The organism is Zhongshania guokunii, assembly GCF_040892635.1.
GTDB classification, from domain to species: domain Bacteria; phylum Pseudomonadota; class Gammaproteobacteria; order Pseudomonadales; family Spongiibacteraceae; genus Spongiibacter; species Spongiibacter guokunii.
Map to the genome: position 1 here is coordinate 151,716 of NZ_JBFRYA010000001.1, position 24,424 is coordinate 176,139.

Below are 24,424 nucleotides of genomic sequence, written 5' to 3' on the forward strand. Positions count from 1 at the left end.
CAAAAAAATTTAGATAATTAGTTAACATACGAAAATTGCGATTGTGAAACAAATAATTGGTGGCTCACTATGATAGAAAGAACGCTCTTTAATGAAGAACATAATATGTTTCGTGAATCGGTTAGGCGGTTTATTGACAAGGAAATCGCGCCTTATCACGAACAGTGGGAAAAAGATGGCGTTGTGCCCCGCGAGCTGTGGTTAAAAGCGGGTGAGGCGGGCATGCTCTGCTGCACCATCGCTGAAGAGTACGGCGGCTTGGGCGCTGATTACCTTTACGACGTTGTGGTATTTGAAGAATTGTTCCGCTCCGGTTACTCCGGTCCAGGATTTTTGATCCACACTGATTTGGTTGCTACTTATATCAATTCATTTGGTACCGAAGAGCAGAAAAAACGCATACTGCCAAAAATGGTGTCTGGTGAATGGATTGGTTCATTGGGTATGACTGAGCCCCACGCCGGCAGCGATCTAAAAAATATCCGCACCAAAGCGGTTCGTGATGGTGATGATTTCGTTATTAACGGCCAAAAAGTGTTTATTTCAAATGGTCAGAATTGCGATATTTTGGTTTGCGCAACGAAGACCGATTCAACTGCGGGTGCCAATGGCGTTACCCTGTTTATTGTTGAAGGTCACATGGAAGGCTTTGTGCGTGGTAAAAACCTCGACAAGCTTGGCATGAAGGCGCAGGACACGTCTGAGCTGTTTTTTGAAGACGTTCGCGTGCCAGCCACCAATATGCTGGGTGAAGAGGGCAAGGGCTTCAAAATTATGATGCAGAAGCTCGCTCAGGAGCGTCTTGCGCAAACAATTCGCAGTGCGGTGGTTACCGAGACGGTTATCGAGTGGACTAAAGATTACGTCTCACAGCGTGAAGCCTTTGGCCAGACTATTGCTGACTTCCAGAACACCCAGTTTAAATTGGCTGAGTTGTATGCCGAGGCGGTTGTTGGCCGAGTGTTTACCGATAAATGTATCGAAATGTTCCTTGCTGGCAAGCTAGATTCTGTGACTGCAGCGATCGCTAAAATGCAGCTGAGCAATCTTCACTGCAAAGCTGTAGATGAGTGTTTGCAGTTGTTTGGTGGTTGGGGTTACATGTGGGAATACCCAATCTGCCGCGCTTATGCTGACGCGCGAATAGTGAAAATTGCTGGCGGCTCCATTGAAATAATGAAAACGATCATTTCTAAGGAAATGTTCAAAAAGTGATCTAAACTTTCACTAGGGAAGCTTCGCTTCACGCCGAGCTACCCTAGGCATGGTATCAAAAACATAAAGCACCGCAATACGAGGTATATTCCATGTTTGATTATGTGCGCTACTATTTTTCGCCGTTAATTCAGTTGCTTACGGCCGTGTCGATTTTTGTTGGCGGGCCTTGGGTGTGGTTCGGAATAGTAACGCTGCCCGCGCTTGCGCTGGCAGATTACATTATGCCGATCGATTTGAAAGAGCGTCATATTAACAACCGGTCCTTGGCGAATATCCCAATCTGGATTAGCTCGGTAGCTGGTCCATGCTTATTATTTGTATTGGCATGGAAAATTGGTGGTGGCGCACTTAGTACTGCTGAAATTATCGGTGCGACACTGTCTGTTACGTGGTTGTCAGTTATTGTCGTGGTGCCAGCGGCACACGAGTTATACCACCAGCGCGGTGTGATGCGTCAGTTCGTGGGTACGTATTGCCAGGTTGTCTATCTTGATTGCACCCGAAATATCGCGCATATGTCGGGCCATCATTTGGACGTTGGTACACCGCTAGACAGTGATACAGCTGCGCGTGGCGAATCCTTGTATTCGTTTGCGCTGCCGGCGGTATATCACAGCACGCTTTGTGCTTTCCGCCTTGAAAGCGACGCCCTAGAAAAGCGTGGCATGGGGCGCTACTCCTTAAAACATCGCATGTGGCCAGCGGTTATTGCCCAAGTGATTTTCCAAGGTATCATATTTGCTATCGGTGGCCCGGTTGCATTGGTGTGCGGTATTGTTTCGGTGTTGGTTGCGCGTCTGTGGGTTGAAACTTTTAACTTCTTCCAGCATTTTGGTCAGGTACGTGTGCCGGGTAAGCCAATCGGTCGCCGTCATGTTTGGAATCATTTGGGGCCAATGACCCGTGTTATTGCCTTTGAAATTACCAATCACGCAGACCATCACCTTAATGCTTATACGCCTTACTACAAGCTAAAGCCGGACACTACTGCGATTAAAATGCCCAATGTGTTTATTTGCTTTTTGAGTGCCTTGATTCCGCCGGTCTGGAATAATGTTATTGCCAAGCCTGCCTTGAAGCGCTGGGACTTAGAGTTTGCAAGCAGTGAAGAGCGCGAGCTTGCCAAGGCCCAGAATGAGCGTGCAGGTTGGCCAAACTGGTTTGGTGAGTCTATGGAAAATAAGGCGGCGGCGTAATGCGCTAGCTTTATTACAATAGCTCAATAATAGAAAATGCCGGCGCTAGCGCCGGCATTTTCGTTTGGGTATGGCGTTTAAAATGCCGCTAGGTAATTACTGGCGAGTGTTTAAATCGAGTGGGATTTCAATATAGGATAATACGCGAGTTGTTCTTCTGAGCGAGGTTTTAACGAATACAGGGGCAGGGCGGGCCGGAGCGTGTTAAAGGCTTGCAGCGCGCACTAGCTGCGCTGCAAGCCCTGTGGCTAGCTATAGGCGAGTGTCTCGTCTAAACGGGCACGTTCCGATAGCCTTTTGGCGTCGCTAACCGAGGCGAGCACCCTGATGTTAGCGGTGAGATAGCGCAGCTCGTTCAGCCACTGTTGGCGCCGCTCGATAATATCTTCCGATACCTCAAGTAAGTTTAGGCTCTCTGCAATTTTGATGGCGTTCTCGAAATACACCGACGACACCGACTCTTCACAGTGAATCCGCTGTTGTAATACGCGCTGTTTACCCAGGGTAAGTGCGCGCTCGATCAGTGCTTTTGGTTCGCTATTGCGGGCGGCAGCTTCCATGCGCAGTGTGCGCGCAATGAGTAAGTAAGCCTCAATGAACGGGCGAAGTGTGCCATGGCCGATAAGGGGGTCGAAATTTTTAATAATTTGGCGGGTGGCGTCTTCACCTTTGACAATCAGGCTTTTCCATTTTGGTACACGCAGTGTCATTTCCTGCTCTAGGCTTTGAATAAAATCTTCGCTGCCTTCAAAGAAGAACTCGTATTTTAATAAGTCACGGATACGCAGTGCCTCATTGTGGAATTCGGTAATTGCCTCTTTGCCTTCGCTGCGTACGCCGAGTAGTGCTAGCTCTGCGATGGCGCTAGTGGTGAGGAAGTGCAGTATGCCGTTGCGATAGTAGGCCGCTTTACGACCACTGTCGTGGGGAATCATATAGATCGATTCAATGCCGTCGTTGACCACATTGATAACGCCGGTTTCACCTAGCTGCTGAAGATACTGGCGCAGGGTGGCTTCGCTGAAGTTTTCAACTTCATTGCTGACATTGAAGTCGAGTAGCTTAGATAGTGTTAGTAAAGAAGCAATAGCTTCGCTCAATTCCTTAAAGTTGATGGCGCGATGGCCGTTCTCTAAGAGCACATAGCAGATTAAGCCATTTACCGTTACCGGTGTGGCGCGGTTAACATCAACTGCCAAGTCAAAGGCCAGCTTTTGAATTGCGCGGGGCTCGACCACGGGGTTGGATTGGTCAATATAGCGACTGATCGGCACCCCTTCGCCAAAGCTAACATGGATCTTGCCGTGAGGCTTTTTCAGGCTGTTAATATATTCCATAAACCACGAGGCTGATTCTGGGCGTTTGCTACCGCCACCTTGAAGTGCATCGTAGTCGGCAATCTCAGGCACTTGGTCATAGCAGATCGAGATTGGCATCATCACCAGATCTTGGGCGTCGTCACGGGCATAGGCGCTAGCTACGTAGTTAATCAGACCGTAGCGGGGCGGCATTAGTTTACCAATGCGCGAGCGAGTACCTTCGAGTGCCCACATTACGGGGAAACGTTTTTCACCGAGATAATCGATATAATTTTTGAAGACGGATTTGTAGACTTCGTCTTTGCTAAAGCTGCGGCGGATAAATATAGCGCCAGAGCTGCGCAATAATGTTCCCAGGCCCGGCAGGCTCATATTAATACCACCAAAAATATGTGCGGGTGGCAAATTGTGTTTATGGAATAGCCATAGTAATAAAAAACCGTCGATATGAGATTTGTGAGTGAACAAGAAGGCGACAGGCTTTTCCTTCAAGAGTTTACGAATGCGTTCAATTTCTTGGGGGTCAATGTCTATATTGGGATCAAAGCCTCGGGTAGACATGTACTTACCTAGCGCTGCGGCGAGGTCATTACCCATTGGCGTTGGCGTGGCAGCCATTTCAACCAAACACTGATGCGCGTATTTCTCTAGGGCTGCCAGAGGTTTATTGCTATTTTTTTGAATTGTCTCCAGCGCCGCGCGCATGGCGGGGCGGTTGAGTACTTCGTCATTAATAAGATGGGGGATTCGATAGCGTGCACCACTAACATTGCGCTGGGCTTTTTCAAGGGCTAATAAAGCCGAGCGCTCCACGAAGGCACCTAGGTCGGCGTATTGAAAACCCTGCTCTTGCTTCTTGGCAAATTCAGAACGCAGTCTTGATAATGATGCGCCTTCGCCAACGACTACGCCGTTATCGAGTCCGCCAGTAAGTCGAGAGGCGAGCTGGTGAAGTCGGTTTGGGTTGGTTGTGCGGCCAGAAATAAAGTCGATAAGCTCTATGCCGTCGTGCCGTTTTTGTTTGGGCACCCAGTTGAGTCTAACGGGTACTAAGAAGCAGTCTTCGTATTTGCTCACCGCTAGGCACAAATCGCCTTTGCGTAGCTTTTGTTGGCGACTATTGCGCAGCGGGCGATATACCACCTCATATGCGCTTCCTGCTGGCTGATACTTTTCAATGTAGCTGCTGATCAGCTTCATTTCGTGCTTATTGCTACAGTCCGCAATGAACACGATGGCTTGATTTACATTGATTGGCCAAGGATTTTTATTAGTCTCTGTCATCCAGGATGTTCCTTTAAAATTGTTCTAGCGCCCTAGCAAGCTGGCGATAAGTTATCGCAGCTGCTATTGCAGCATTAATAATAGACTTAATATACGTATTTATTAGTTATAAAACCCGATTTCGATGTACTCAGTAATAACTTTTAATGGTTTTATTTAGCTACGAGAGTATTTTGAAGCGCTATTTAACATGTGTGTTGAGCCATTCGGCCACGTCTTGGTAAATCTCGTGTTTACAGGGTTCATTAAAAATTTCGTGATAGAGCTCGGGGTAGATAACGAGCTTTTTGTCGGCGGACGATATCGAGCTGTAAAGGCTGCGAGAGCCATTGGGGTGGGCAAGGGCATCCTGCTCGCCGTGTAATAGCAGCATCGGGGTTTTAATAGTCGTGGCTTGGGATAAACCGCGCGCGCTACCCGACAAGATTTCTACGATTAACTTGGCGCTGCCTTTACCTCTGAGCACGAGGGGGTCGTTGCTGTAATCGGCGACGACGGCCGGATCGCTACAAACTAGACTCGGATCAACGGCGAAGATTCGCAGGCGCGGGAATAGCGCGGCGATCACTTTCAATATGCGTTTTTGAACAGGACCGATCGCTTCGTCGGTTGCCAGTGCGGGCCCGGACAATATGCAGCCATCAATGAGTTCTGAGTGATCAATAAGTACGTTGGTGGCGATGACGCCACCCATGCTGTGACCGATCATAAAGCATGGGAGTTCGGGGGCTGTTGCGCGAACATTGCGGATAAACTCAACAGCGGTGTCGACAAAAATTGAGAAATCGTCGATGTGGCCTTTTTCACCTTCAGATAATCCGTGTCCCACGTTGTCGAGGGCGTAACAGTTATAGCCACTTGTATTTAAGGCGGTGGCTAGCGCGTGGTAGCGCTCGCCGTGCTCACCCAGGCCGTGCACAATGACGACCAGGGCCTTGGGCTCTGGGATTTGCCAACTACGAGTATGGATGCGTGTTCCGTTGGCGTTCGTGAAGTTCTCTGTTTGTACTGCCATCTTAAAACCGCTCCTTATTGATAGATCTCATAATTACTGAGAATACAGCATTTGGGTGTCGAGATCCGTCAGAATTTGATCCAGTATTCGGCTGATGTGAGTCTGTAGGCGAATCCTCTCAATGTGTGGCCAGGTAGCTTGCTCGCCTGCGTTGATCAGCGCTAGCGCTTCTTCACTACTACGACCTGACAGCAGGCTCATTGGATTGTGCAAGCGGCTGGGCGGCAAAATATTGATGTCGCCAGTATAGGTTTGGGAGAGTACTTGGCCAAGCATTGTCGCCGCGCTATTAAAGGCAGATTCGTTCGCTCCGGGGTGGCTGAGCAGTTTATTGCCAGCGAGCAGCCATTCTCTAGTGGTGTTCTTTAATGCCCGCTTGATGACGGCCAGTCCAACGGAAGATTTCTCGCGGTGAATAAAAGGTAGGGCGGCGGGATTGGTTTGGCTGACAATAAAATGGTTAACCCCGTATAAACGGGTGATGCGCTTTATTGGCATATCGTCTGAGATTGAGCCATCTATCCATTTGCGATCTTCGAGATAGGGGCGAATATTGCCGTGCTCATCTTTAGCTTGCAGCGTAACTGCAGGAAAAAAGCCGGGAAATGCACTTGATGCCATTACTGCGTCGCGAACCAATACATTCGGTGAGGCTATAGCATTGAGTAATCTCGACGACTGATGTTTCTCAACCGGCGCGACCGATACATTTAGTTTGTAGCCGGTTAATTGCTGGGCTTCCTGAAAAGTGATTTCGGGGATTAGCCGCGTGTACAGTTCTTTTACGGCATGCAATGAAATCGGCTGGCGGCGCAGTAGGCCAAAGCTGGGTAGGGCGCCATTATTCTGTTCGACCTCAAAGCGAATGTATTCGGGGTCGAATATTTTTTCTAGCTCTTCGCGAGAGTGGGTGCCCACCAATGAGCCTATTAATGCACCACCACTGGAACCACTGATTATTTTGGGTAGTAGGTCTTGTTCCCACAATGACTTTACAACGCCTAGGTGAAAATAAAACAGGGTGCCGGAGCCACTTAACATGAGTGCAGAGCGCCCAAAACAATGGCTGGCGCGCTGGAAAAAGTCGGCTTTTTGAGCAAGTGTAATGTCGGTAACTTCTTTGCTTGCGAGGTATTGCAGGGCTTCGCCGACTTCGGTGGTGTATTCGTCGATTAGGAGCTTGGTGCCAAAAGCTGCGCGCTTATATAAAAGCGAGTTACCCATGCCCGCCATATTGCCGTGGATGCCTTCGTTTAGAGCAAACAAAAGACCTTTGGTGTCGCCCCCCGCACGTTTTTCTCTGAGTTTGGTCAGCCGATTTCGGATTGAACGATAGTCATACAAACGGCTGCTTTCTGCCTGGCGCCAGCCGATCATGCCGGTTTTGCGGTCGCGTTCAATCGCTGCTTCGCGCCATTCATTGTAGTTACTAGCTTGCGTCATTGGGGATCCGTTAGTAATAGGTGAGCTGAGCGCGGTACCGCGGGAGCAAATACTGTTGTGCCTAGCTATTATAAATAGCTATTTTAGTAACTGACACAGCAGTGAAAACTCCTCTTGCAAGCAGCTCACCAAAAAGTCGTCGTCAGGGAGGATGTCTTCAGTGGTGGTAATGGTCACGCTAAGCGCGCCATTGTAGCTCATCACCACAAAAAATAGTCCCATATGATCACCTAAAGGGACCATGCCGTATTGCTCTCGGCACTGAGCGCCTCGTAAATAAAAGGGTTTTGCTGGGCCCGGCACATTCGAAATAGCGAGATTGCAGATTTTCCCGGTAACGCCAGACGCGAGCAGTAGTTTGGTAAAGGCGGCCATTCCCAAACTGGGTAGTTGCTGGCTTAGGTCGGTGACCATTCGCGCAGCGAGGCCGGTGCGTGCCGCCTTGGCATCTTGGGTTGTGGCAACTATTAACTGCAAGCGCTCGATGGGGTCGGTTATTTGACTTGCCAGATCAATGGCCATAGCGCTGATGTTATTGCCGTCGTCGCTCGCTCCACCGGGCAGGCGCGCGTTAATTGGTACCCATGCTACTAGCGGTGTGTTCGGTAGTTCGCCGTGATGATTTAGATAGCGGTGTAGGGTGCCACTGCAGAGCCCCAGTATCACATCGTTTAAGGTGGCGCCCGGCGCTAATTGGCGCAGGGATTTGAGTTGCTCCAGAGATAAAAGGTGTGTCGCAAGCTTTTTGCCGGGGCTAACGGCTTGGTTGAAACGGGTTTTTGGCACTGGCGGCTTTTTTACTGGTGGTAGGTTTTCAGTTTGGCTTTTGCTAGCGCGCCTCGATTTCAGCTGGCTGAAGACCCGATTAGCTGCGTTGCGCGGTGAGCTCAAATAGTTGCTGCCGGCATTGCGCAGCAACTGCTGGCGCTGCGGGTAGGGGTGAGCTTGCTCGCTGGTATTGGTGCTTGGCGCGGCTTCGTCTGTATCGGGGCTGTCGTCGTGCAAGCCGAGAAATAGCTGCATGGCCGAGGTGCCGTCGATGGCTGCATGATGGATCTTGATGAGCAGAGCAAAGCTGCCTTTTTCAAAACCCTCGATACTGTCTAGGCCACTGATGAGATGAATCTCCCATGGTGGGCGGCGCAAATCTAAGGGCCGAGAATGAAAGTCGGCGGCGGCCTTGTTTAGCGCCGCGCGGTCGCCAGGTGCGGCGGCGCGAGTTTCGCTGAGATGATTTTCAAGCTTAAAGTGCGGGTCTTTTGCCCAGTAAGGGTAATCGAGGTTCATTGCCACAGATTTGATGCGGTGGGTGAAAATAGTACTTAGATGAAGCCGATTTTGTAGCTGTTTGGTGATTGCCGCTAGCGGGTCGTAATTGGCCTGGCTCTGTTCTAGTGACTGGGGTGGCGTGTAGACGCAGACCATGGTGGCATTAGACAAATTGTTTTCGGTTTCCATATACAGAAACTGAGCGTCTTGTGGTTTTAGCTGCTTCATGTTGTCGCCTTCTTTTTACGTGGAGTTCTTTTCACAGTGGCCGCCTGTTTTTGTGCTGGTGCGGCATACCCCAAGGTCTGTAAATATAGTTGATGCACGTCTTCAATATGCTGATTCAGGTTGGCTCTCTGCCAGTTACTGGTATCGACGGGAGGCAATATCTCGACGGTGACCTTGGCCGAGTGAAACAGGGAATCACCTTTGGTTTGCACATTAAGCGAGTTATGTATTACCACGGGGACGATGTTAACGTTAGCATCCAAGGCCAAATGAAATGCACCTTTTTTAAAGGGACCGGGCTTGCGCGAGCTGCTGCGCGTGCCTTCGGGGGCAACTGCGACACTGCGCCCCTCTTTGGTAATGGCCTCTATTAATGGTGCCATACTGGCGATGGCGCTCTTGCTGTCGTCGCGGTCGATGGGTATTACTCCAGCGAACTCATAGGCATCTGATAGTAATGGTACTTTTCCAAAGGCGCGCTTGCCAATGCCTGCGTAATTTTCGCGTAATAACTTAAGAATAATGAAACCGTCGGCGTTACTTTGGTGGTTAAAAATAACCACGCTGGCAGGGTTGTCGCGTAAATAATGTTCGTTAATTAACTCTATATCCATGCCGATTAGCTTACACACACTGTCGGTGAAGTGTTTCAGCATAAAACCGCGGCCGCGCTTGCGGTCACCCTCTAGGTGCGCAACTCCTAGTCCGGCAAGGTAACTTGCCACCAATGATATATAAACCCCAGCAGTACCGCCTAGCTCTCGTAGGCGCCAGCGGCGCGGTTTAAAGTCGACACAGAGCCAATCTTTGAATGTGGCGTGCTGCTTGAGGCGGGGGTTGGGGTTGACCGCGGTGGGGTGACCGACCACCTCTAGGAGCGGCAAGTCCTCATCGCTGTCGGTATAAAAGAAGGCGGTGTCGAGGCGGCAGTTTAACTGCTTGGCCAATTGCTCAGCGGCCAGTCGCTTACCAAATCCCCAGCACACTGGCATGGTGACAGTACCGGTGAAGTGATCCTGGTCTACGATGTAGTGGGAGCTGGCGATATGCTCGATCTGCAGCTCGTTGGCGACGGCGACAATCGCTTGGGCTGGTGCGGATGAGGCTATGGCAACAATATGGCCGCGGGCGCGGTGGGCTGCTATTAGCGCCCGCGCCTCGGGGTATATTCGCTTATTGAGCTGAGTCTCGTAGACCTGTGAGCACAAGTCGCTAAAGTCTTGTACTGGGCTGCCCTTTAGAAAGGAGGCGCCAAGCTCCATGAGAGCGTGATCATCTATTAATCCTAGCTGGTGATTTATGATCGACAGTACAACCTGAGCAAAATCGTGTTTGCTGATATCGCCGCGCCGCAATTGTTCTCGCAAGATAAACAGCGAGGAGTAGCCTGCTATTATAGTGCCGTCAAAATCAAACAGGGCCAGTGTGGCTGGCCCCTGTGGTGTATCGTTGATTTCGGCCAGCAAATCATCAGTGGTAGACACTATAGGTATCCCTCGCGAGTTGGATTGCCTGCTCATTGCTAAGCGATTGCAAATTATGTGTGTTTGCCGCGCTGTAGGCGGTAATTCTGTCTTATTTGCGGAGCAGCGACAAAGCTTTGAAAGTGCGTAGCAAGGGCTGCTTAGCTGCCTCATCTGTGTTGAGCTATAACAAAAGTTGGCTTATATTGATATATTAATTAGTATGCAAAATGATAGCAAGCGTATTGTAAGGTTGCTAAGTCTGTGTCTATAATGAATTCAGTGGCGACGATACTCTGTGTCGTCGATGATAGGGCTGCAATGTGAGATTGCATAGGGTAGGCAGTAAATGCGCCTACACAAGGCTCAGATAACAGTAGAGAGGTGTATTTTGAAAGGCTTGTCTGGAAAAGTAGCGATTGTAACCGGTGGTGGTAGTGGTATCGGTGAGGCCATAGTACTTCGTTTGGCAGCAGAAGGCTGTAAAGTCGCCTTATTTGATATCAACCCTGAGGCTTCGGCGGCAGTGGCTGAGAAGTCAAAAGCTGCAGGCGCGACTGGATCTGTGGTGCCGTACATGACAGATATCACCGATCTTGACGCCGTAGAGGCCTCAGTTGCCAAGGTTGAAGACGAGTTGGGACCAATCTGGATGCTGGTTAATAATGCTGGCTGGGATAAGCCCGCTCCTTTCTTAACTACCGGCCCTGATTTGTGGCAAAAAATTATAAGCCTGAATTTGCTTGGCCCAATCAATCTGCATTCTGCAGTGTGTAAGCGTATGGTTGAGCGCAAAGGTGGCCGCGTGGTGAATGTTGCTTCCGATGCTGGCCGTGTTGGCACTAGTAACGAAGCAGTGTACTCAGCCTGTAAAGGCGGCACTATCGCGTTTACTAAGTCGATGGCTCGCGAGCTGGCACGCGGCAATGTACTCGTTAACGCTGTATGTCCTGGCCCCACTGATACCCCCGCGATGGCGGCGGTGGTAGGAACTGGTCCAGAAGCTGAAAAGTGGAAAGAGTCTATGGCCAAGGGCATTCCATTGCGTCGCATGGCGCAACCAGATGACTATCCAGGCATGATCGCCTTTTTAGGCAGCGACGATGCGTCCTATATAACTGGGCAGGCAATCTCGATTTCTGGCGGTTTGACTATGAGCTAACACCACTGCAGCTGCCCCTGAAAGGGGGCGTTGTCGGTGAGTCAATATTTACAAGGAATACACTATGTTTGCTACTACACCTTATGAAGACATTATCTACGAAAACCGCAATGGCGCGGCGTGGATTATTATCAACCGCCCCAAGGTCTATAACGCCTTCCGCGGCAAAACCATTGAAGAGCTGATCCATGCTTTTTTGACCGCTGCTAGCGATAAAAGTGTTGGCGTTGTGGTATTGACTGGCGCCGGCGACAAAGCGTTTTGTACCGGTGGTGATCAATCTAATCACGATGGCGACTACGATGGTCGCGGTGTTGTAGGTCTGCCTATTGATGAATTGCAATCAGCGATTCGCGATATTCCCAAGCCTGTTATTGCAGCAGTAAATGGCTACGCCATTGGTGGCGGCAATGTGCTGGCAACCATTTGCGATCTGACTATTGCTGCCGATACCGCGCAGATGGGTCAAGTTGGGCCAAAAGTGGGTTCGGTCGATGCTGGCTGGGGTACCGCTTACCTAGCGCGTATTGTTGGCGAGAAGAAAGCCCGCGAAATTTGGTATATGTGTAAGCGTTATACCGCTCAAGAAATGGCCGATATGGGCCTAGTAAACAAAGTGGTTCCCGCTGCTGAGCTAGAAGCCGAAGTTACTAGCTGGTGCGAAACTATGTTGCAGCACAGCCCTACTGCGATGGCATTGGCGAAGCGCTCATTCAACTGTGACAGCGAGTCGATTCGCGGTACCAGTATGATGGCTTTGAATGCGGTTAAAATGTACTACGATACTGACGAATCTAAAGAAGGTGTTAATGCCTTTAATGAGAAGCGTAAGCCAGATTTCCGTAAGTTCATTTAAATCTTGCTAAACATCGGTGGTGTGCTGCGGAAGCAAGTAGCTCATCGCCGATTGTTTGTTTTGTATTTACAGGTGTTGCGCCGCCTTATAATTTTATAAAATCTTGCGGTGTGGCCAAATAAGTTTGCGACGAGGATGCATCCTATGTCCCTCAGCCCAGTCGCGGAGTTTAATTCTCTTAACGCCGCTTACAGTAGTGATGTGCTACGCACTAGCCGCGCGAGCGAGCTGGCCTTATTTCTTTACGATGTGTCTGGTGAAGGCCCATCGATCCATTTTTTGCACAATACCGGCATTGCGCCAGAGCTGCTTACGGTCTATCGGCAGGGCGTGTTCCGCGATGATCCCTTGCTACCCCATGGCGGCGTTAGTAATGCGTTATTGGGGGTTTCCGAGCTTGGTATATCGCATTTGCCCGCCAAGCAGTTTGGCGCCTCAGCAAATTATTATACTCATGCGCTGCGTGGGGCTGGCTATATAGAAACTGCGGCTTTGTCGCGGCAGTTAAGTCGGCGGTTTTACTTGGTGGCGGGTATGCTATTGGGTAATGGTGCGCGCCAGTCTCGGCATATCTATGCGGAGAGTGCTGTAGCGAAAACCCAAAGCTGGTTAATGAGCGCAGCAGACCATTTAATCGACAATGGTATCCTCGCATCTTGCCGAGAAAATGAGCTGAGTAAATCAGCGCGCCCTCTTGCTGATATTCCTGCGCGGCATCAAATGCTCCTGACGCCGCGAGAAAAAGACGTGGTAGCGCAAATGCTGCGGGGTTTTAGCAATAAACAGATTAGCGCCTGCTTGGCCTTGTCTGAGTATACGATTGAAAATCACCTGCGGCGAATTTACAAAAAATTCGATGTCCACAGTCGCACCGCATTGATTGCCGCGTTAAGCCACTAATATTGTCCCCTTGTTGCGCAAAGCGTCGCACCAAAGCTCTTTGTGTATTTGTATTTAATTTAGCTCGTCATTGGTAGTAATTTTGTTTGCGTAAATATCGCATGCTAATTAATAGTCTGCTAAGTTTAAGTCTGCCTGTTTACTCAAATAATATAAATAATCGACGAGGTTTGTGTATGCACAAAGTTAAGCTTAATGCGGCGAGATTATTGGGCGCATTTCTTATTATGCCTTCGCTGGCAACTTATGCGGAGCTCGAGGAGGTCATCGTGACCGCTCAAAAGCGTGCGGAAAATGTCCAAGATGTACCTATTGCCATCACTGCAGCATCGGCAAGCATGCTGGAAAAAACGGGCATAAGTGGCTCGGATGAATTAACGCAGGTCGTTCCCAATTTACAATTTAGTCGGCAAGTGGGTTCAGCCACCCCGTTTATTCGGGGGGTGGGCACAAAAAACTCCTCGGTTGGTGATGAGAGCAGTGTATCGACCTATGTAGACGGGGTTTACTACTCGTCTATGGCGGGCTCGGTAATGGACTTTAATAATATCGAGCGGGTTGAAGTGCTGCGGGGGCCGCAGGGTACACTGTTTGGTCGCAATGCCACCGGCGGTCTAATTCACGTAATCACTAAAGATCCCACGCATGAAACCTCCGGGTTGCTTGGCTTGAGCTACGGCAGCTATGGCGAGCTGCGCACAGACGCGTACGCCAGCACCGGTTTAACTGATTCGGTAGCCATCGACCTGTCGGCATTTTACCTAAACCGCGATAAAGGCTACGGCGACAACATTACTCGCGGAGAAGAGCGGCCAGGAGAAGAGAGCAGTTCGCTGCGCAGTAAATTGGTATTTGATATTGATGACAATAGTAGTTTGGTTTTGAGCGCGCTGCGTGCTAATCGGCGCAGTGATGTGGGCATTGCTCGTCAAGCAGCAGTGGGCACCACGGCAACCGGTGGCGGTACTAATACCGGCGATTATCAGGATATAAACACCAATCAGGAACCGCTGGCAGACACCTCTACCGATTCTTTTTCTGGTAAATATCGTCGCGATTTTGAGCACTTTGAATTAATTTCAACCACCGCTAAAACCCGAAGTGAATTGAATTATTTACTCGATCAAGACTCCGGCCCCAGTGAAGTGGTTAACTTCTATATCCGCCAGTATACCGAGCAATTTAGTCAGGAGTTTCAGCTAAATTCGACTGGGGATGGCGCCCTACAGTGGACGGCAGGCTTGTATTATCTTAATGCAGACGCCGCCTATGATGATACTGTCGTCGCTACGCCGAGTGCGAATATTGGCGTGGATTCTCTACAGGAAACCACTTCGTATGCCGCATACGCTCAGGCGAGTTACGATATCAGTTCGGCCACCAAGGCAACACTTGGGGCGCGCTATACCAAAGACAAGCGCGAGCTTTCCGGCGCCACTACTGTTGGTAGTAATGTGGCCCCCTTCACTGTGGATGAAAGCTGGACCTCACCTAGTTGGCGCTTGGCGCTAGACCACGAGTTAAAAGACAATATGCTGCTGTATGCAAGTTACAGTCGAGGCTTTAAAAGTGGTGTTTACAATACCCTTGTGGTCACGGGCAGTGCGCCGGAGCCGGTTGATCCTGAAGAGCTTGATGCCTACGAGGTGGGTTTTAAAGGCGACTTCCTTGATCGTAGTTTGCGGGTGAATACCTCATTGTTCTATTACGACTTCCAAAACCTTCAGTTGCAGCAAATTCTCGGTGGTGCGGTATTTTTGTTTAATGTTGGCGATTCAGAAATGTACGGTGCAGAGGTCGAGACCCAATATTACGTTACCGATAATTTCGATATTAACGTCGCGGTGGCGCTGCTAGAGACCGAGTACACCAACTTTGACGCCGGTCCGGTGATATCGCCAAAGTCGAGTGGCTCAGGTAACGATCAAAGCTTTGCTGATCTCGCTGGTAATGAAATGACCCGCGCGCCAAAATTCACCTCGAATATTAGCGCTAATTATCGGCAAGATACCGCGTTGGGGGAAGTTAACTACAATGTTTCTTATTACTACAACGACGGCTTCTACTGGGAACCAGACAACCGTACCGAGCAAGACAGCTACGATGTTTTGAATGCAGAAGTTGCGCTTACCAGCAAGGATGAGGCATGGCGTTTCCGGCTTTATGCTCGCAATATGCTCGATAGCGAGTACTCGTATTACTCGCAGCAAAGTACCTTTGGTGATTTTGTTTCGGCGGCGCCGCCAGCGACTTACGGGGTTGCGGTGCGCTACAGTTTTTAATCGCTAATCTGTGGTGGCAGGAATGCTACCTAGTAAAAAAACGGGCCCAATAGGGCCCGTTTTTTTGTTACCTAATTGTGCGAAGCATCACAGGCTGTCTAGGGCCTGGGTGTCGTCAATTGCGTGGGTCATGCGGCTAATGAACTCTAAGCTGGTGTCGCGGGGCTGCATGTCTGGCACATCGGGGTTGGGGCTGAGTACCGGTGTCCACCATGCTAGGGCGCCGAATAGGTTCTGGCGGTAGTAATTCCATGCATCGCCAAAGGGCGTGTCTGGGCCGCCATTGGCCTTCAGCTCTTTTAGGTAGTATTGAATAAGGTCTTTTTCCCAAGCGCGGCGATCGCCTATGGGTAAGCTGGTTGATAAGACATAGGCCAAGTCTCGCCCCCAGTGACCAACACACATGCACTGCCAATCGCTCAGGCCCATATGTTTGTCGGCGGTGATATACCAGTTTTTAAGGTGAACGTCGGAGTGAACCACGGTGTGCGGCAGGCTTTTGTGAGCGTTTACACTGGCAAGGGTTGCTGGCCAAATTTGATCGGCTTTTTTAAATAAATTGGCGGGAATAACTTCTTTTGCTTCACGAAAGCCGATGTCTGCCTGGGGACCAAAGCCTGCTTCGTTGGCGGTAATGGTAAAAAAATCCGACCACGTGTTGAGGTAGGACAGCTCGCCTTGTATTGCCGCACTTTGATAGTACTTGCCGTGGAGTTTGGCGAGAATCTCCAGCTGCTCCTTGGCAAGCTGTTCAGTAATAATCGTGGTGTGGTCGCTAAAGGTCACGCTGCCGGTCATGTCGTCGAGCATGACGATGGAGTTCAGGGTGTCTGGATTGAAATTGGCAAAGCGCGCGGTTGGCGCTTCGATATCGAGCTGTGGCCGAACAATATTGTAGAACTTTACTTCGCCTTCAATTGCGCCATTCATGCCCAGTAGGCAGCGACTGGGCAGGGTAAACGTAGCCTTACAGAATACGCTGCGGGGTAGGGTGTGCTGTTCCGAGTTGTACTGGATCTCGATGCGCCGGCGGCTCGATGTGCCCTCGTCCTCGGGGCCGAGGGTAAGCTCGGTGACTTTTGTGCCATTGGCTTTTGCATCTAATACGTCGTTCAGCCAGTCGGGGGTGATGTCTTCAAAGGCCATGGGGATTTCGTCACGGCTCTGGACGGGCTTGCGCTGGGCTGTTTCCTTATCGAAGGCAGTCTTTATTTGTTCGAAGTTCATTTTCATTATGAATTCACCTGTTGCTTATTGTTTGAAATGACTATTTTGATGTAACTAAGGCTAGCAGGCTGAGTGCCGTTCTTCGATAGACGGATTTCCGTCAATATAAAGGCTAGCGAAAGGTTCGCATGTGTAGTATATTTTAGGCCTTAAATGCTGGAGTGGTGAGCAAGGCGTAGTGTTAGGCACCGCTTGCGGCCAATATTCAGTAATCTCAACGAGTAGAGGATAGACCACGCCATGTCGGACGCTCCAATTCATTACGCTGTCGATGCCCGCGGTGTAGCGACAGTCACCCTTGTTCGCCCTGAAATACACAATGCCTTCGACGACACTGTGGTTGCGGCCTTGAGCGAGGCGTTTGCTAAAGCGGCTCAAGACGACTCTGTAAGAGCGCTAATACTAGCGTCTACCGGCAAGAGCTTTTGTGCGGGCGGCGACCTAAATTGGATGCGGCGCATGGCCCAATACGGCTACGAAGAGAATCTGCGCGATTCAGAATTGTTGGCTGAAATGTTACGCCGTTTAAACACGCTGCCAAAATTAACGATCGCCAAGGTGCAGGGCGCTGCTTTTGGTGGCGGTGTAGGTTTGGTGAGTTGTTGCGATATTGCCGTGGCGTCACCCGCGGCGGCATTCTGCTTAAGTGAAGTTAAGGTCGGCATGATTCCGGCAACCATCAGCCCCTATGTTATTAACGCCATTGGCGAGCGCGCATCGCGTCGCTACTTTACTACCGCAGAGCTTATTGATGCGGCCAAGGCCAGAGAGTTGGGCTTGGTTACTGAGCTGGTTGAGTCTGAAGCGCATTTGGATGAAGGTATTGAACGTATCTTAAAAAGCCTTTTGCGCAATGGCCCACGGGGCGTTGGCGAGGCGAAGCGCTTGATTATCGACTACGCAAACCGTGAAATTACCCCGGAGCTAATCGCTGACAGCAGTAAACGTATTGCGGAAACCCGCGGTAGCACCGAAGGGCAAGAGGGCTTAACCGCTTTCCTAGAGAAGCGTAAACCCAATTGGATTGCTTAAAAGCCGCTGAATTACTTATGAATTGAATTTTACCTTGGCACAGCGACCAAGGGCGATTTAAACGAGTAAGCCACGCACTGCATTTGTGGTGCGCCATTTTTCTACACGATCTATAGGTACTGACTATGAGTGACAAAACCGTACTGATCGCCAACGGACAGGGTTTTTGGGGCGACAGTCTCCTCGGACCTAAACGTCTGGTGTCGGAAGGCCCGCTGGATTATCTGACGCTGGATTATTTGGCCGAAGTAACCATGAGCATTATGCAGAAGCAGCGCTTGCGCAACCCAGAACTGGGTTACGCCACCGACTTCGTGTCGATGTTGAAAGAGATTCTGCCAACGTGTAAAGAAAAGGGCATTAAAGTTATTGCCAACGCTGGTGGTGTTAACCCTCAGGGCTGCTTGAAGGCGATAAAAGAAGTTGTTAAAGAATTAGGCTTGACCGGCATTAAAATCGGTATTGTCGAAGGCGACGATATCCTCGACCAGATTCCCGAGCTGATGAAGTCCGGAGAAACATTTAAAAACCTCGATACCGGCGAAGGTGTTGAGCAAGTACTGAGCAGAATGTCGAGCGCCAACGTGTATATCGGCGCTAAGCCGATTGCTGACGCTTTGGCCCAGGGCGCTGACATTGTAGTTACTGGCCGCGCTACTGACCCCTCGGTAGTACTTGCGCCGCTGATTTATGAATTTGGCTGGTCGATGGATGATTTCGACAAGCTAGCTGCCGGTACGGTTATGGGCCATATTCTAGAATGTGGCGCCCAGTGCACCGGTGGTAACTACTGCGATTGGAAATCTGTGCCCGATTTTGCTCGCATTGGCTACCCAGTTGTAGAGGCCAAAGCTGACGGCACATTTGTTGTTACTAAGCATGAAGGTACTGGTGGTTTGGTCAATATCGATACCATCTCTTCGCAGCTGCTTTACGAACTAGGCGATCCAAAGGGTTACCTTGGGCCAGACTGCCAGACCGACTTCACCACCATTCAGCTAGAGCAAGATGGCGAAAACCGCGTGCGTGTATCTGGTATTAAGGGTAGTGCGCCAACGCCGACTTACAAAGTGTCGATGTCATATGAAAACGGCTACAAGATTGTTGGTACTCTGACCTATACCGCGCCAGATGCGGTTCAGAAAGCCGAGCTAGCAGCACAAATTTTGTTTGATCGTGTGGCCCTTTACGGTACACCGATTCCAGAAGAAGATCGCTTTGTAGAAGTGTTTGGCACCAATGTTTGCTACAAGGGCATTGTGAAGCAGAACGAAGAGCCTGCAGAAGTGTTGTTGCGTGTTGGTGCAAAGAGCCAGAACAAAGAATTGCTTAATCTACTTGGCAGGGAAGTTGCGCCACTGATTACTAGCGGCCCAGTGGGTGTTACTGGATTTGCGGCGGGTCGTCCACGGCCAACCGAGATTGTTGGCTACTGGCCAGCCTTGATCGACAAAACCAAAGTCACCACCACCGTTACGGTAGAGGAAGTATAATCATGGCTAAAGTACAGTTGATGGATATTGCCATCGCCCGCAGCGGTGATAAAGGCGACGGTTCCAATGTGGGTATTAAAGCCCGCACCCCAGCGATATATCAGTTTCTTAAAATGACACTGACCACCGAGCTGGTAAAAGAGCACTTTAAAGAAATCTGCTTTGGTAAAGTGACGCGCTATGAGTTAGATAACCTCAACGCGCTGAATTTTATCCTTGAAGATTCACTCGGCGGTGGTGGTACTGAAACCTTGATTATGGATGCTCAGGGTAAAGTACACGGTCTTGCTCTGCTCTTTATGGAGCTAGAAGTGCCCGACGAACTGCTGGCTTAAGTCATTACAGCAAGGCTAAACAATAAGCTCATCGAAGCTTTGGCCTATTGTTTAGTAGCGATGACGGCAGTTTAATGAAATCTGTCGTCATCGCGGTTTTAATCTGAAGAAGCTTAAACTCTCCCACCTAAAACCTGTTTTGCAAAACGAATCTCATTCATAGCATCGTCACAGTGTCGCTAGGCACGAGTAAGTGTCGTTAAAAACACTCATCTTAAAATTTTCCGCATACTATTGCGTTATAGTCATCTTCACGGCATTGCGTATATCAGGGTGGAGAACATGTTTCTATTCAAACAGCTTTGAGTATAATCCTTGGGCGCGGTCATTAATCCTATGGCGTATCTATAAAATCAATAAGGGGCGTTTGTGAGTAGTTTGACAAAAGAAAAGCACATTCCTGGCGAAGCCGGTATTTGGATTTTTGTGCTCGGCGATATGTTTATCTTCGGCTTGTTTTTTGTAACCTTTGCCTATTATCGCAGTTTCGATCTTGAATTATTTCAATCCTCCCAAGCCCAGCTCAATCAAAACTGGGGTGCATTAAATACCGTATTGTTGCTGACTAGCTCGTGGTTTGTGGTTTTAGGAATGAGCGCGGTAAGAAAAGGGTTGCGGGGTATGGCCCGCAAGTGTCTTTCCCTTGCTTGGTTGTGCGGATTGGGCTTTGGGATAGTGAAAATTTTCGAATACGGTGAAAAAATCGAACATGGTATCAACCTAACCACCAATGATTTTTTCATGTATTACTATATTTTTACTGGTATTCATTTCCTGCATTTAATAATTGGTATGGGGGTGCTGACCTATATGATTTTGCGGTTGCGGCACAATAAGCCACTTAAAGATGACCTTGCCTTACTCGAAAGTGGGGCGACCTACTGGCATATGGTGGATCTGTTGTGGATCGTTCTCTTTTCAATTCTTTATCTGATTAAATAATATGAAATCAATTTTCTTGCAGTCTAATACCGCAATTTGGGCAGTGCTGGCTATGGCTACCGTTGTGTCATGGTATCTGGGCGGCGATGCGGCTTTAAATATTCCTGCGGTAATGTTGTTAATCGCCTTCTTTAAAACACGATTAGTCATCATGCATTTTATGGAGCTTAATCATGCGCCTCTGGCTTTACGAATCGTCGGCGAGGCTTGGGGTATTGTCTGCTGCACAGCCTTGATAGTCTTGTATTCAATGGCTTAATACGTATCTGTTACGTATCTGCTAAACACATCATGCTGGGACTGATTTCGAATGTTGTGGGGTAGCCGAGAACTACTTTAGTAGCGTATGGGCTCTGAATTAAGTTCAGAGTGCGATGTGTAAAATTTAGGATGGCGATGCACAGGGAATGGTCTTTACGTAGAGATAGGCCGTAATAGGTTGATGAAGCTCTCCCGGCTATTTAGGCGCTTGCGAACAATGTGGTTTGCGCAATTTAGGTCTTTTTTTTGTATTCCAGTGGTGTTGCCCCCGTCCATTTTTTAAAGGAGCGAATAAAGGCGCTGGGTTCAGAAAAGCCGATGAACGCGGTTGTTTCTTCTACGCTGCGGCCGGCACTGCTTAAATGGTAAATGGCGGTGTCGCAACGCACTCGGTCTTTAATGCTTTGGTATTGAAAGCCTTCTAGGCGCAGGTAGTGGCGCAGGGTGTGGGGGTGTAGCTCTAGGGCTTTGGCTATTTCATTAAAACTGGGGTTGTCGGCTACTCTCGATTCTAGCTCGGTGCTGGTTTTGTAATACCAGCTTTTCTGGGTATAGCTTTGAGTGATCATGGCGAGGTTGGCGTGCTCAAGAAACTTAGTCAAAGCCTGCGGTGATTTGCGTATATTTTGATTGAGTAACGATGCCGAAAAATGGATTTGGGAAGTTGCTTGCTCATATTGAATATTTTGGCACAAAAATAGATTCCAATATTCGGCGGCCTGCGGGGTTTCGGCAAAACAGAAGTCGACCCTGTGCAAGGGTATCTGTCGTGCAATTAACCAGTTGGCCGTGCGGTGGATATAGAATAAAAATGACTCATATAGATACGGGTCGAAGTCTTGCTGTGGTTCGCTTGGCAGCAAGGATATTGTTGCGTTGTCACCGCTAACACTGAGTCGCGTTTCTAGCCCCCAGGGGATTAAGCGGTAAAAGCGACTTAAACGCGCTAAGGCTTCGCCTAGCGTGGTAGTGCTGGCGGCAAGCTCGGTCATGGTTGCCCAGCAGCCTAGTTTTTGTGCTTGCTGACCAAAGCCCATAAGCTCGTCATTCATGGCCTGCATGGTGTCACGCAGCAGATTTGCGTAGTTCTCTGCGGGTATGCGGGCGCTGTCTTTGCTGAGCAAATTGGCGCTTATGTGGTTCTTGGCGAGCAGGGCTCTCTGGATCTGTGGTTGCTGGTGTAGATTCTGGAGGCACTTGTGTACAAAGTAGATTGAGATGGTGGGCGATCTCATGGCGATTGACTCATAAATACCGAGCTTGAATTGTAACAAAATGTCTATTTTTTGTCAGGCCTACGTCATTGTTGTGGCCGCGCGATTTCACCGACAATAGGCGTTTTGTTTGTAGTGTTATCACATTTGGCCGTGCAGCGTGTCTCGCGGCTTACTTCTTAATCAAACTTGCGCGTGGCGCGGGGAGTCGATATGAATATTCAAGGTAAAGTAGCCGTTGTTAGTGGTGGTGCGTCAGGAATGGGTTTGGAAATTGTCCGTCGCTTAGTTAGCCTCGGCGCCAAGGCAGTAATATTCGACTTGAACGCCACCGCAGGCGCAGCGGTAGTTGCCGAATTGGGTGAGTCTGTGGTGTTTGCCGAGGTTAATGTTACCAGTGAAGACTCTATTAAGGCTGGTATTGAGCAGACCATGACCGCCTTCGGTGCTATTCATATTTGTGTTAACTGCGCGGGTATCGCTACCGGTAGTAAGACTTTGGGTAAAGATGGACCGTTCCCATTGGATTTGTGGAACAAAACCTTGGCGGTAAATTTGACTGGCACCTTTAATGTGCTGCGTTTGTGCGCTGAGCAAATGGCAAAAAATACCCCTGAAAACGAAGACGGCGTGCGTGGCGTGATTATGAATACGGCCTCGGTAGCGGCGTTTGAAGGCCAGGTTGGGCAAGCGGCGTACAGCGCGAGTAAAGGTGGAATTGTTGGCATGACTCTGCCAATTGCCCGTGACCTATCAAGCATTGGTATTCGCGTTAACTGTATCGCGCCCGGTTTGATCAATACTCCAATGTTTGAGTCGCTACCTGCACCTGTGTATGAGGCACTGAGCAGCACGCCACTTTTCCCGAAACGTCTTGGCCGCGCTACTGAAATTGCTCACATGGTGACGAGCGTGATTGAGAACGATTATATCAACGGCGAATGCATTCGCATGGATGCCGGTTTGCGAATGCAGCCTAAGTGATGTCTGAGCTTTGAGGGAAGTCTAGGCTTCCCTTGAGCTCAAGTTGGCCTAGCATGTAGTAAGTGCATCTGGGATATATCCCTAATTAATACTAGGGGTAGCTGGCAGTATTTAATAAAGCAGGCGATCAATATGAATTTAAATCTATCGGAAGAGCAGCAGTTTATTCAGCAAACTGCACGGGATTTTGCCGAGAAGGAGCTGGTCGACAATGCCGTCAAGTTGGACGCCGGCGAGGGCAAAAGCGAGTTTTTAGCAAATCTTAAAAAATTAGCTGATTTGGGCTTTATGGGTCTGAATGTTAATGCCGAGTACGGTGGCACTGAGGCCGGCTCTGTTGCTTTTAGCTTGGCCATTAGCAGCATTGCTCGGGGTTGCGCATCTACCGCTGTAACGGTGTCGGTGACTAATATGGTGGCCGAGGTAATCCAGTCGGTGGCAAGTGCCGAGCAGAAACAGAATTATCTGCCCAAAATTTGCTCTGGCGACTATTTGGCCGCGGGCTTTTGCCTGACTGAATCTGGCGCCGGTTCTGACCCCTCGGGCATGAAAACCACAGCGGTGCGCGATGGCGACAGTTGGGTGCTAAACGGCTCCAAAGCCTATATCACCAGTGCTGAGTACGCTGGGGTATTTGTGGTGTGGGCGGTAACCGACAAAGAAGCACCTCGCGGCAAGGGTATTTCCTGCTTTTTGGTTGAGCGCGAAACTGCCGGTCTTACGGTAGGGCCAGCTGAAGAGAAGATGGGACAGAAGGGCTCGGCAACCAATCCGGTGTATTTCGATGATTGCCGTATACCCGCCAGCGCTTTAATGGGCACGCTGAATCGCGGCTACCAAGTGGCCTTGGGCGAGTTGGCGGGTGGTCGCATTGGTATTGGTTCACTGGCTTTAGGTTTAGGTGAAGCGGCCTTGGATTACGCCAGAGACTATGCCAAAGAGCGTCAGCAATTTGGTCAGCCGATTGCGAACTTTCAAGGTTTGCAGTGGATGTTGGCCGATGCCTACACCGAAATGGAGGCGGCGCGTTTGCTATTAATGCAAGCGGCGTTCACCAAAGAGAGTGGCGGCGATTTTGGCAAACAGGCCTCGATGGCGAAATTGTTTGCCTCGGAAGCCGCTAATCGGGCTTGTTACACCGGCCTGCAAATTCTGGGTGGCAATGGTTATAACCGTGAATATCCGCTGGAGCGTTTGGCCAGAGATGTGCGCATTACCAGTATTTACGAAGGCACCAGCGAAATTCAGCGCATGATTATTTCGCGCAGTATTTTTAGCTGAGTAGCGCGCTTTACCCTTGC

The 24,424-nt window shown here is 49.6% G+C and carries 20 protein-coding genes; 13 read left to right on the top strand and 7 right to left on the bottom strand.

Annotated features, from left to right (window positions below):
- Positions 1 to 69 precede the first annotated feature (69 nt).
- Both AB4876_RS00635 and AB4876_RS00640 read left to right on the top strand, forming a co-directional pair.
- The gene (locus AB4876_RS00635; RefSeq protein ID WP_368379727.1) at positions 70 to 1,215 is read left to right on the top strand and encodes an acyl-CoA dehydrogenase family protein; all 1,146 of its coding nucleotides are present in this window, start codon (positions 70 to 72) and stop codon (positions 1,213 to 1,215) included.
- A gap of 92 nt (positions 1,216 to 1,307) precedes the next feature.
- Positions 1,308 to 2,414 (top strand): alkane 1-monooxygenase, encoded by a 1,107-nt coding sequence (locus tag AB4876_RS00640; protein WP_368379728.1) that lies wholly within the window; start codon positions 1,308 to 1,310, stop codon positions 2,412 to 2,414.
- A 248-nt stretch (positions 2,415 to 2,662) separates the two neighbouring features.
- Here the strand turns inward: AB4876_RS00640 and AB4876_RS00645 are convergent, their stop codons facing one another.
- From AB4876_RS00645 to AB4876_RS00665, 5 genes are all read right to left on the bottom strand, one after another.
- A complete protein-coding gene (locus AB4876_RS00645; protein ID WP_368379729.1) occupies positions 2,663 to 5,017 on the bottom strand; it encodes a 1-acyl-sn-glycerol-3-phosphate acyltransferase in 2,355 nt (784 codons plus the stop codon).
- A gap of 181 nt (positions 5,018 to 5,198) precedes the next feature.
- Positions 5,199 to 6,032 (bottom strand): alpha/beta hydrolase, encoded by an 834-nt coding sequence (locus AB4876_RS00650; RefSeq protein WP_368379730.1) that lies wholly within the window; start codon positions 6,030 to 6,032, stop codon positions 5,199 to 5,201.
- Positions 6,033 to 6,065: 33 nt separating this feature from the next.
- Positions 6,066 to 7,475: a DUF3336 domain-containing protein gene (locus AB4876_RS00655; protein WP_368379731.1), complete on the bottom strand. Its 1,410-nt coding sequence runs from the start codon at positions 7,473 to 7,475 to the stop codon at positions 6,066 to 6,068.
- 78 nt (positions 7,476 to 7,553) lie between these two features.
- A complete protein-coding gene (locus AB4876_RS00660; RefSeq protein WP_368379732.1) occupies positions 7,554 to 8,972 on the bottom strand; it encodes a wax ester/triacylglycerol synthase family O-acyltransferase in 1,419 nt (472 codons plus the stop codon).
- On the bottom strand, positions 8,969 to 10,456 hold the full coding sequence (locus tag AB4876_RS00665; protein WP_368379733.1) for an HAD-IB family hydrolase: 1,488 nt from the start codon (positions 10,454 to 10,456) through the stop codon (positions 8,969 to 8,971). The genes AB4876_RS00660 and AB4876_RS00665 overlap by 4 nt, the downstream gene beginning before the upstream one ends.
- A 379-nt stretch (positions 10,457 to 10,835) precedes the next feature.
- Here AB4876_RS00665 and AB4876_RS00670 point away from each other — a divergent pair, with 379 nt between their 5' ends.
- From AB4876_RS00670 to AB4876_RS00685, 4 genes are all read left to right on the top strand, one after another.
- Entirely contained in the window at positions 10,836 to 11,597 is a 762-nt protein-coding gene (locus tag AB4876_RS00670) for an SDR family NAD(P)-dependent oxidoreductase (protein ID WP_368379734.1), read from the top strand.
- A 64-nt stretch (positions 11,598 to 11,661) separates the two neighbouring features.
- Positions 11,662 to 12,453 (top strand): enoyl-CoA hydratase-related protein, encoded by a 792-nt coding sequence (locus AB4876_RS00675; RefSeq protein ID WP_368379735.1) that lies wholly within the window; start codon positions 11,662 to 11,664, stop codon positions 12,451 to 12,453.
- A gap of 144 nt (positions 12,454 to 12,597) precedes the next feature.
- On the top strand, positions 12,598 to 13,353 hold the full coding sequence (locus tag AB4876_RS00680) for a helix-turn-helix transcriptional regulator (RefSeq protein ID WP_368379736.1): 756 nt from the start codon (positions 12,598 to 12,600) through the stop codon (positions 13,351 to 13,353).
- 176 nt (positions 13,354 to 13,529) lie between these two features.
- The gene (locus AB4876_RS00685; protein WP_368379737.1) at positions 13,530 to 15,635 is read left to right on the top strand and encodes a TonB-dependent receptor; all 2,106 of its coding nucleotides are present in this window, start codon (positions 13,530 to 13,532) and stop codon (positions 15,633 to 15,635) included.
- 87 nt (positions 15,636 to 15,722) lie between these two features.
- Here AB4876_RS00685 and AB4876_RS00690 read toward each other — a convergent pair whose 3' ends face one another.
- Positions 15,723 to 16,868: an aminoglycoside phosphotransferase family protein gene (locus tag AB4876_RS00690; RefSeq protein WP_368379738.1), complete on the bottom strand. Its 1,146-nt coding sequence runs from the start codon at positions 16,866 to 16,868 to the stop codon at positions 15,723 to 15,725.
- Between the two features lie 234 nt (positions 16,869 to 17,102).
- On the opposite strand from AB4876_RS00690, the gene AB4876_RS00695 reads away from it, so the two are divergent.
- From AB4876_RS00695 to AB4876_RS00715, 5 genes are all read left to right on the top strand, one after another.
- Positions 17,103 to 17,894 carry an enoyl-CoA hydratase/isomerase family protein gene (locus AB4876_RS00695; RefSeq protein WP_368379739.1) on the top strand — a complete coding sequence of 264 codons (792 nt, stop codon included), beginning with the start codon at positions 17,103 to 17,105 and terminating at the stop codon, positions 17,892 to 17,894.
- A 125-nt stretch (positions 17,895 to 18,019) separates the two neighbouring features.
- Positions 18,020 to 19,387, top strand: a complete 1,368-nt coding sequence (locus AB4876_RS00700) for an acyclic terpene utilization AtuA family protein (RefSeq protein WP_368379740.1) — start codon at positions 18,020 to 18,022, stop codon at positions 19,385 to 19,387.
- Positions 19,388 to 19,389: 2 nt separating this feature from the next.
- Entirely contained in the window at positions 19,390 to 19,722 is a 333-nt protein-coding gene (locus tag AB4876_RS00705) for an AtuA-related protein (protein WP_368379741.1), read from the top strand.
- A gap of 369 nt (positions 19,723 to 20,091) precedes the next feature.
- Positions 20,092 to 20,664, top strand: coding sequence for a cytochrome c oxidase subunit 3 family protein (locus AB4876_RS00710; RefSeq protein WP_368379742.1), 573 nt, complete (start codon positions 20,092 to 20,094; stop codon positions 20,662 to 20,664).
- A 1-nt stretch (position 20,665) separates the two neighbouring features.
- Positions 20,666 to 20,923, top strand: coding sequence for a cytochrome C oxidase subunit IV family protein (locus AB4876_RS00715; protein WP_368379743.1), 258 nt, complete (start codon positions 20,666 to 20,668; stop codon positions 20,921 to 20,923).
- Between the two features lie 235 nt (positions 20,924 to 21,158).
- On the opposite strand, the gene AB4876_RS00720 is transcribed toward AB4876_RS00715, so the two are convergent.
- A complete protein-coding gene (locus AB4876_RS00720; RefSeq protein WP_368379744.1) occupies positions 21,159 to 22,160 on the bottom strand; it encodes an AraC family transcriptional regulator in 1,002 nt (333 codons plus the stop codon).
- A 192-nt stretch (positions 22,161 to 22,352) separates the two neighbouring features.
- Here AB4876_RS00720 and AB4876_RS00725 point away from each other — a divergent pair, with 192 nt between their 5' ends.
- Together AB4876_RS00725 and AB4876_RS00730 are read left to right on the top strand one after the other, a co-directional pair.
- A complete protein-coding gene (locus tag AB4876_RS00725; RefSeq protein WP_368379745.1) occupies positions 22,353 to 23,123 on the top strand; it encodes an SDR family NAD(P)-dependent oxidoreductase in 771 nt (256 codons plus the stop codon).
- Positions 23,124 to 23,255: 132 nt separating this feature from the next.
- The gene (locus tag AB4876_RS00730) at positions 23,256 to 24,404 is read left to right on the top strand and encodes an acyl-CoA dehydrogenase family protein (protein WP_368379746.1); all 1,149 of its coding nucleotides are present in this window, start codon (positions 23,256 to 23,258) and stop codon (positions 24,402 to 24,404) included.
- The last annotated feature ends 20 nt before the right edge of the window (positions 24,405 to 24,424 follow it).

Bases quoted from the DNA above. Each gene is read 5' to 3' on its own strand.
- AB4876_RS00635 (WP_368379727.1), top strand. From the start codon at position 70: ATGATAGAAAGAACGCTCTTTAATGAAGAACATAATATGTTTCGTGAA.
- AB4876_RS00640 (WP_368379728.1), top strand. From the start codon at position 1,308: ATGTTTGATTATGTGCGCTACTATTTTTCGCCGTTAATTCAGTTGCTT.
- AB4876_RS00645 (WP_368379729.1), bottom strand. From the start codon at position 5,017: ATGACAGAGACTAATAAAAATCCTTGGCCAATCAATGTAAATCAAGCC.
- AB4876_RS00650 (WP_368379730.1), bottom strand. From the start codon at position 6,032: ATGGCAGTACAAACAGAGAACTTCACGAACGCCAACGGAACACGCATC.
- AB4876_RS00655 (WP_368379731.1), bottom strand. From the start codon at position 7,475: ATGACGCAAGCTAGTAACTACAATGAATGGCGCGAAGCAGCGATTGAA.
- AB4876_RS00660 (WP_368379732.1), bottom strand. From the start codon at position 8,972: ATGAAGCAGCTAAAACCACAAGACGCTCAGTTTCTGTATATGGAAACC.
- AB4876_RS00675 (WP_368379735.1), top strand. From the start codon at position 11,662: ATGTTTGCTACTACACCTTATGAAGACATTATCTACGAAAACCGCAAT.
- AB4876_RS00680 (WP_368379736.1), top strand. From the start codon at position 12,598: ATGTCCCTCAGCCCAGTCGCGGAGTTTAATTCTCTTAACGCCGCTTAC.
- AB4876_RS00685 (WP_368379737.1), top strand. From the start codon at position 13,530: ATGCACAAAGTTAAGCTTAATGCGGCGAGATTATTGGGCGCATTTCTT.
- AB4876_RS00690 (WP_368379738.1), bottom strand. From the start codon at position 16,868: ATGAAAATGAACTTCGAACAAATAAAGACTGCCTTCGATAAGGAAACA.
- AB4876_RS00695 (WP_368379739.1), top strand. From the start codon at position 17,103: ATGTCGGACGCTCCAATTCATTACGCTGTCGATGCCCGCGGTGTAGCG.
- AB4876_RS00700 (WP_368379740.1), top strand. From the start codon at position 18,020: ATGAGTGACAAAACCGTACTGATCGCCAACGGACAGGGTTTTTGGGGC.
- AB4876_RS00705 (WP_368379741.1), top strand. From the start codon at position 19,390: ATGGCTAAAGTACAGTTGATGGATATTGCCATCGCCCGCAGCGGTGAT.
- AB4876_RS00715 (WP_368379743.1), top strand. From the start codon at position 20,666: ATGAAATCAATTTTCTTGCAGTCTAATACCGCAATTTGGGCAGTGCTG.
- AB4876_RS00720 (WP_368379744.1), bottom strand. From the start codon at position 22,160: ATGAGATCGCCCACCATCTCAATCTACTTTGTACACAAGTGCCTCCAG.
- AB4876_RS00725 (WP_368379745.1), top strand. From the start codon at position 22,353: ATGAATATTCAAGGTAAAGTAGCCGTTGTTAGTGGTGGTGCGTCAGGA.
- AB4876_RS00730 (WP_368379746.1), top strand. From the start codon at position 23,256: ATGAATTTAAATCTATCGGAAGAGCAGCAGTTTATTCAGCAAACTGCA.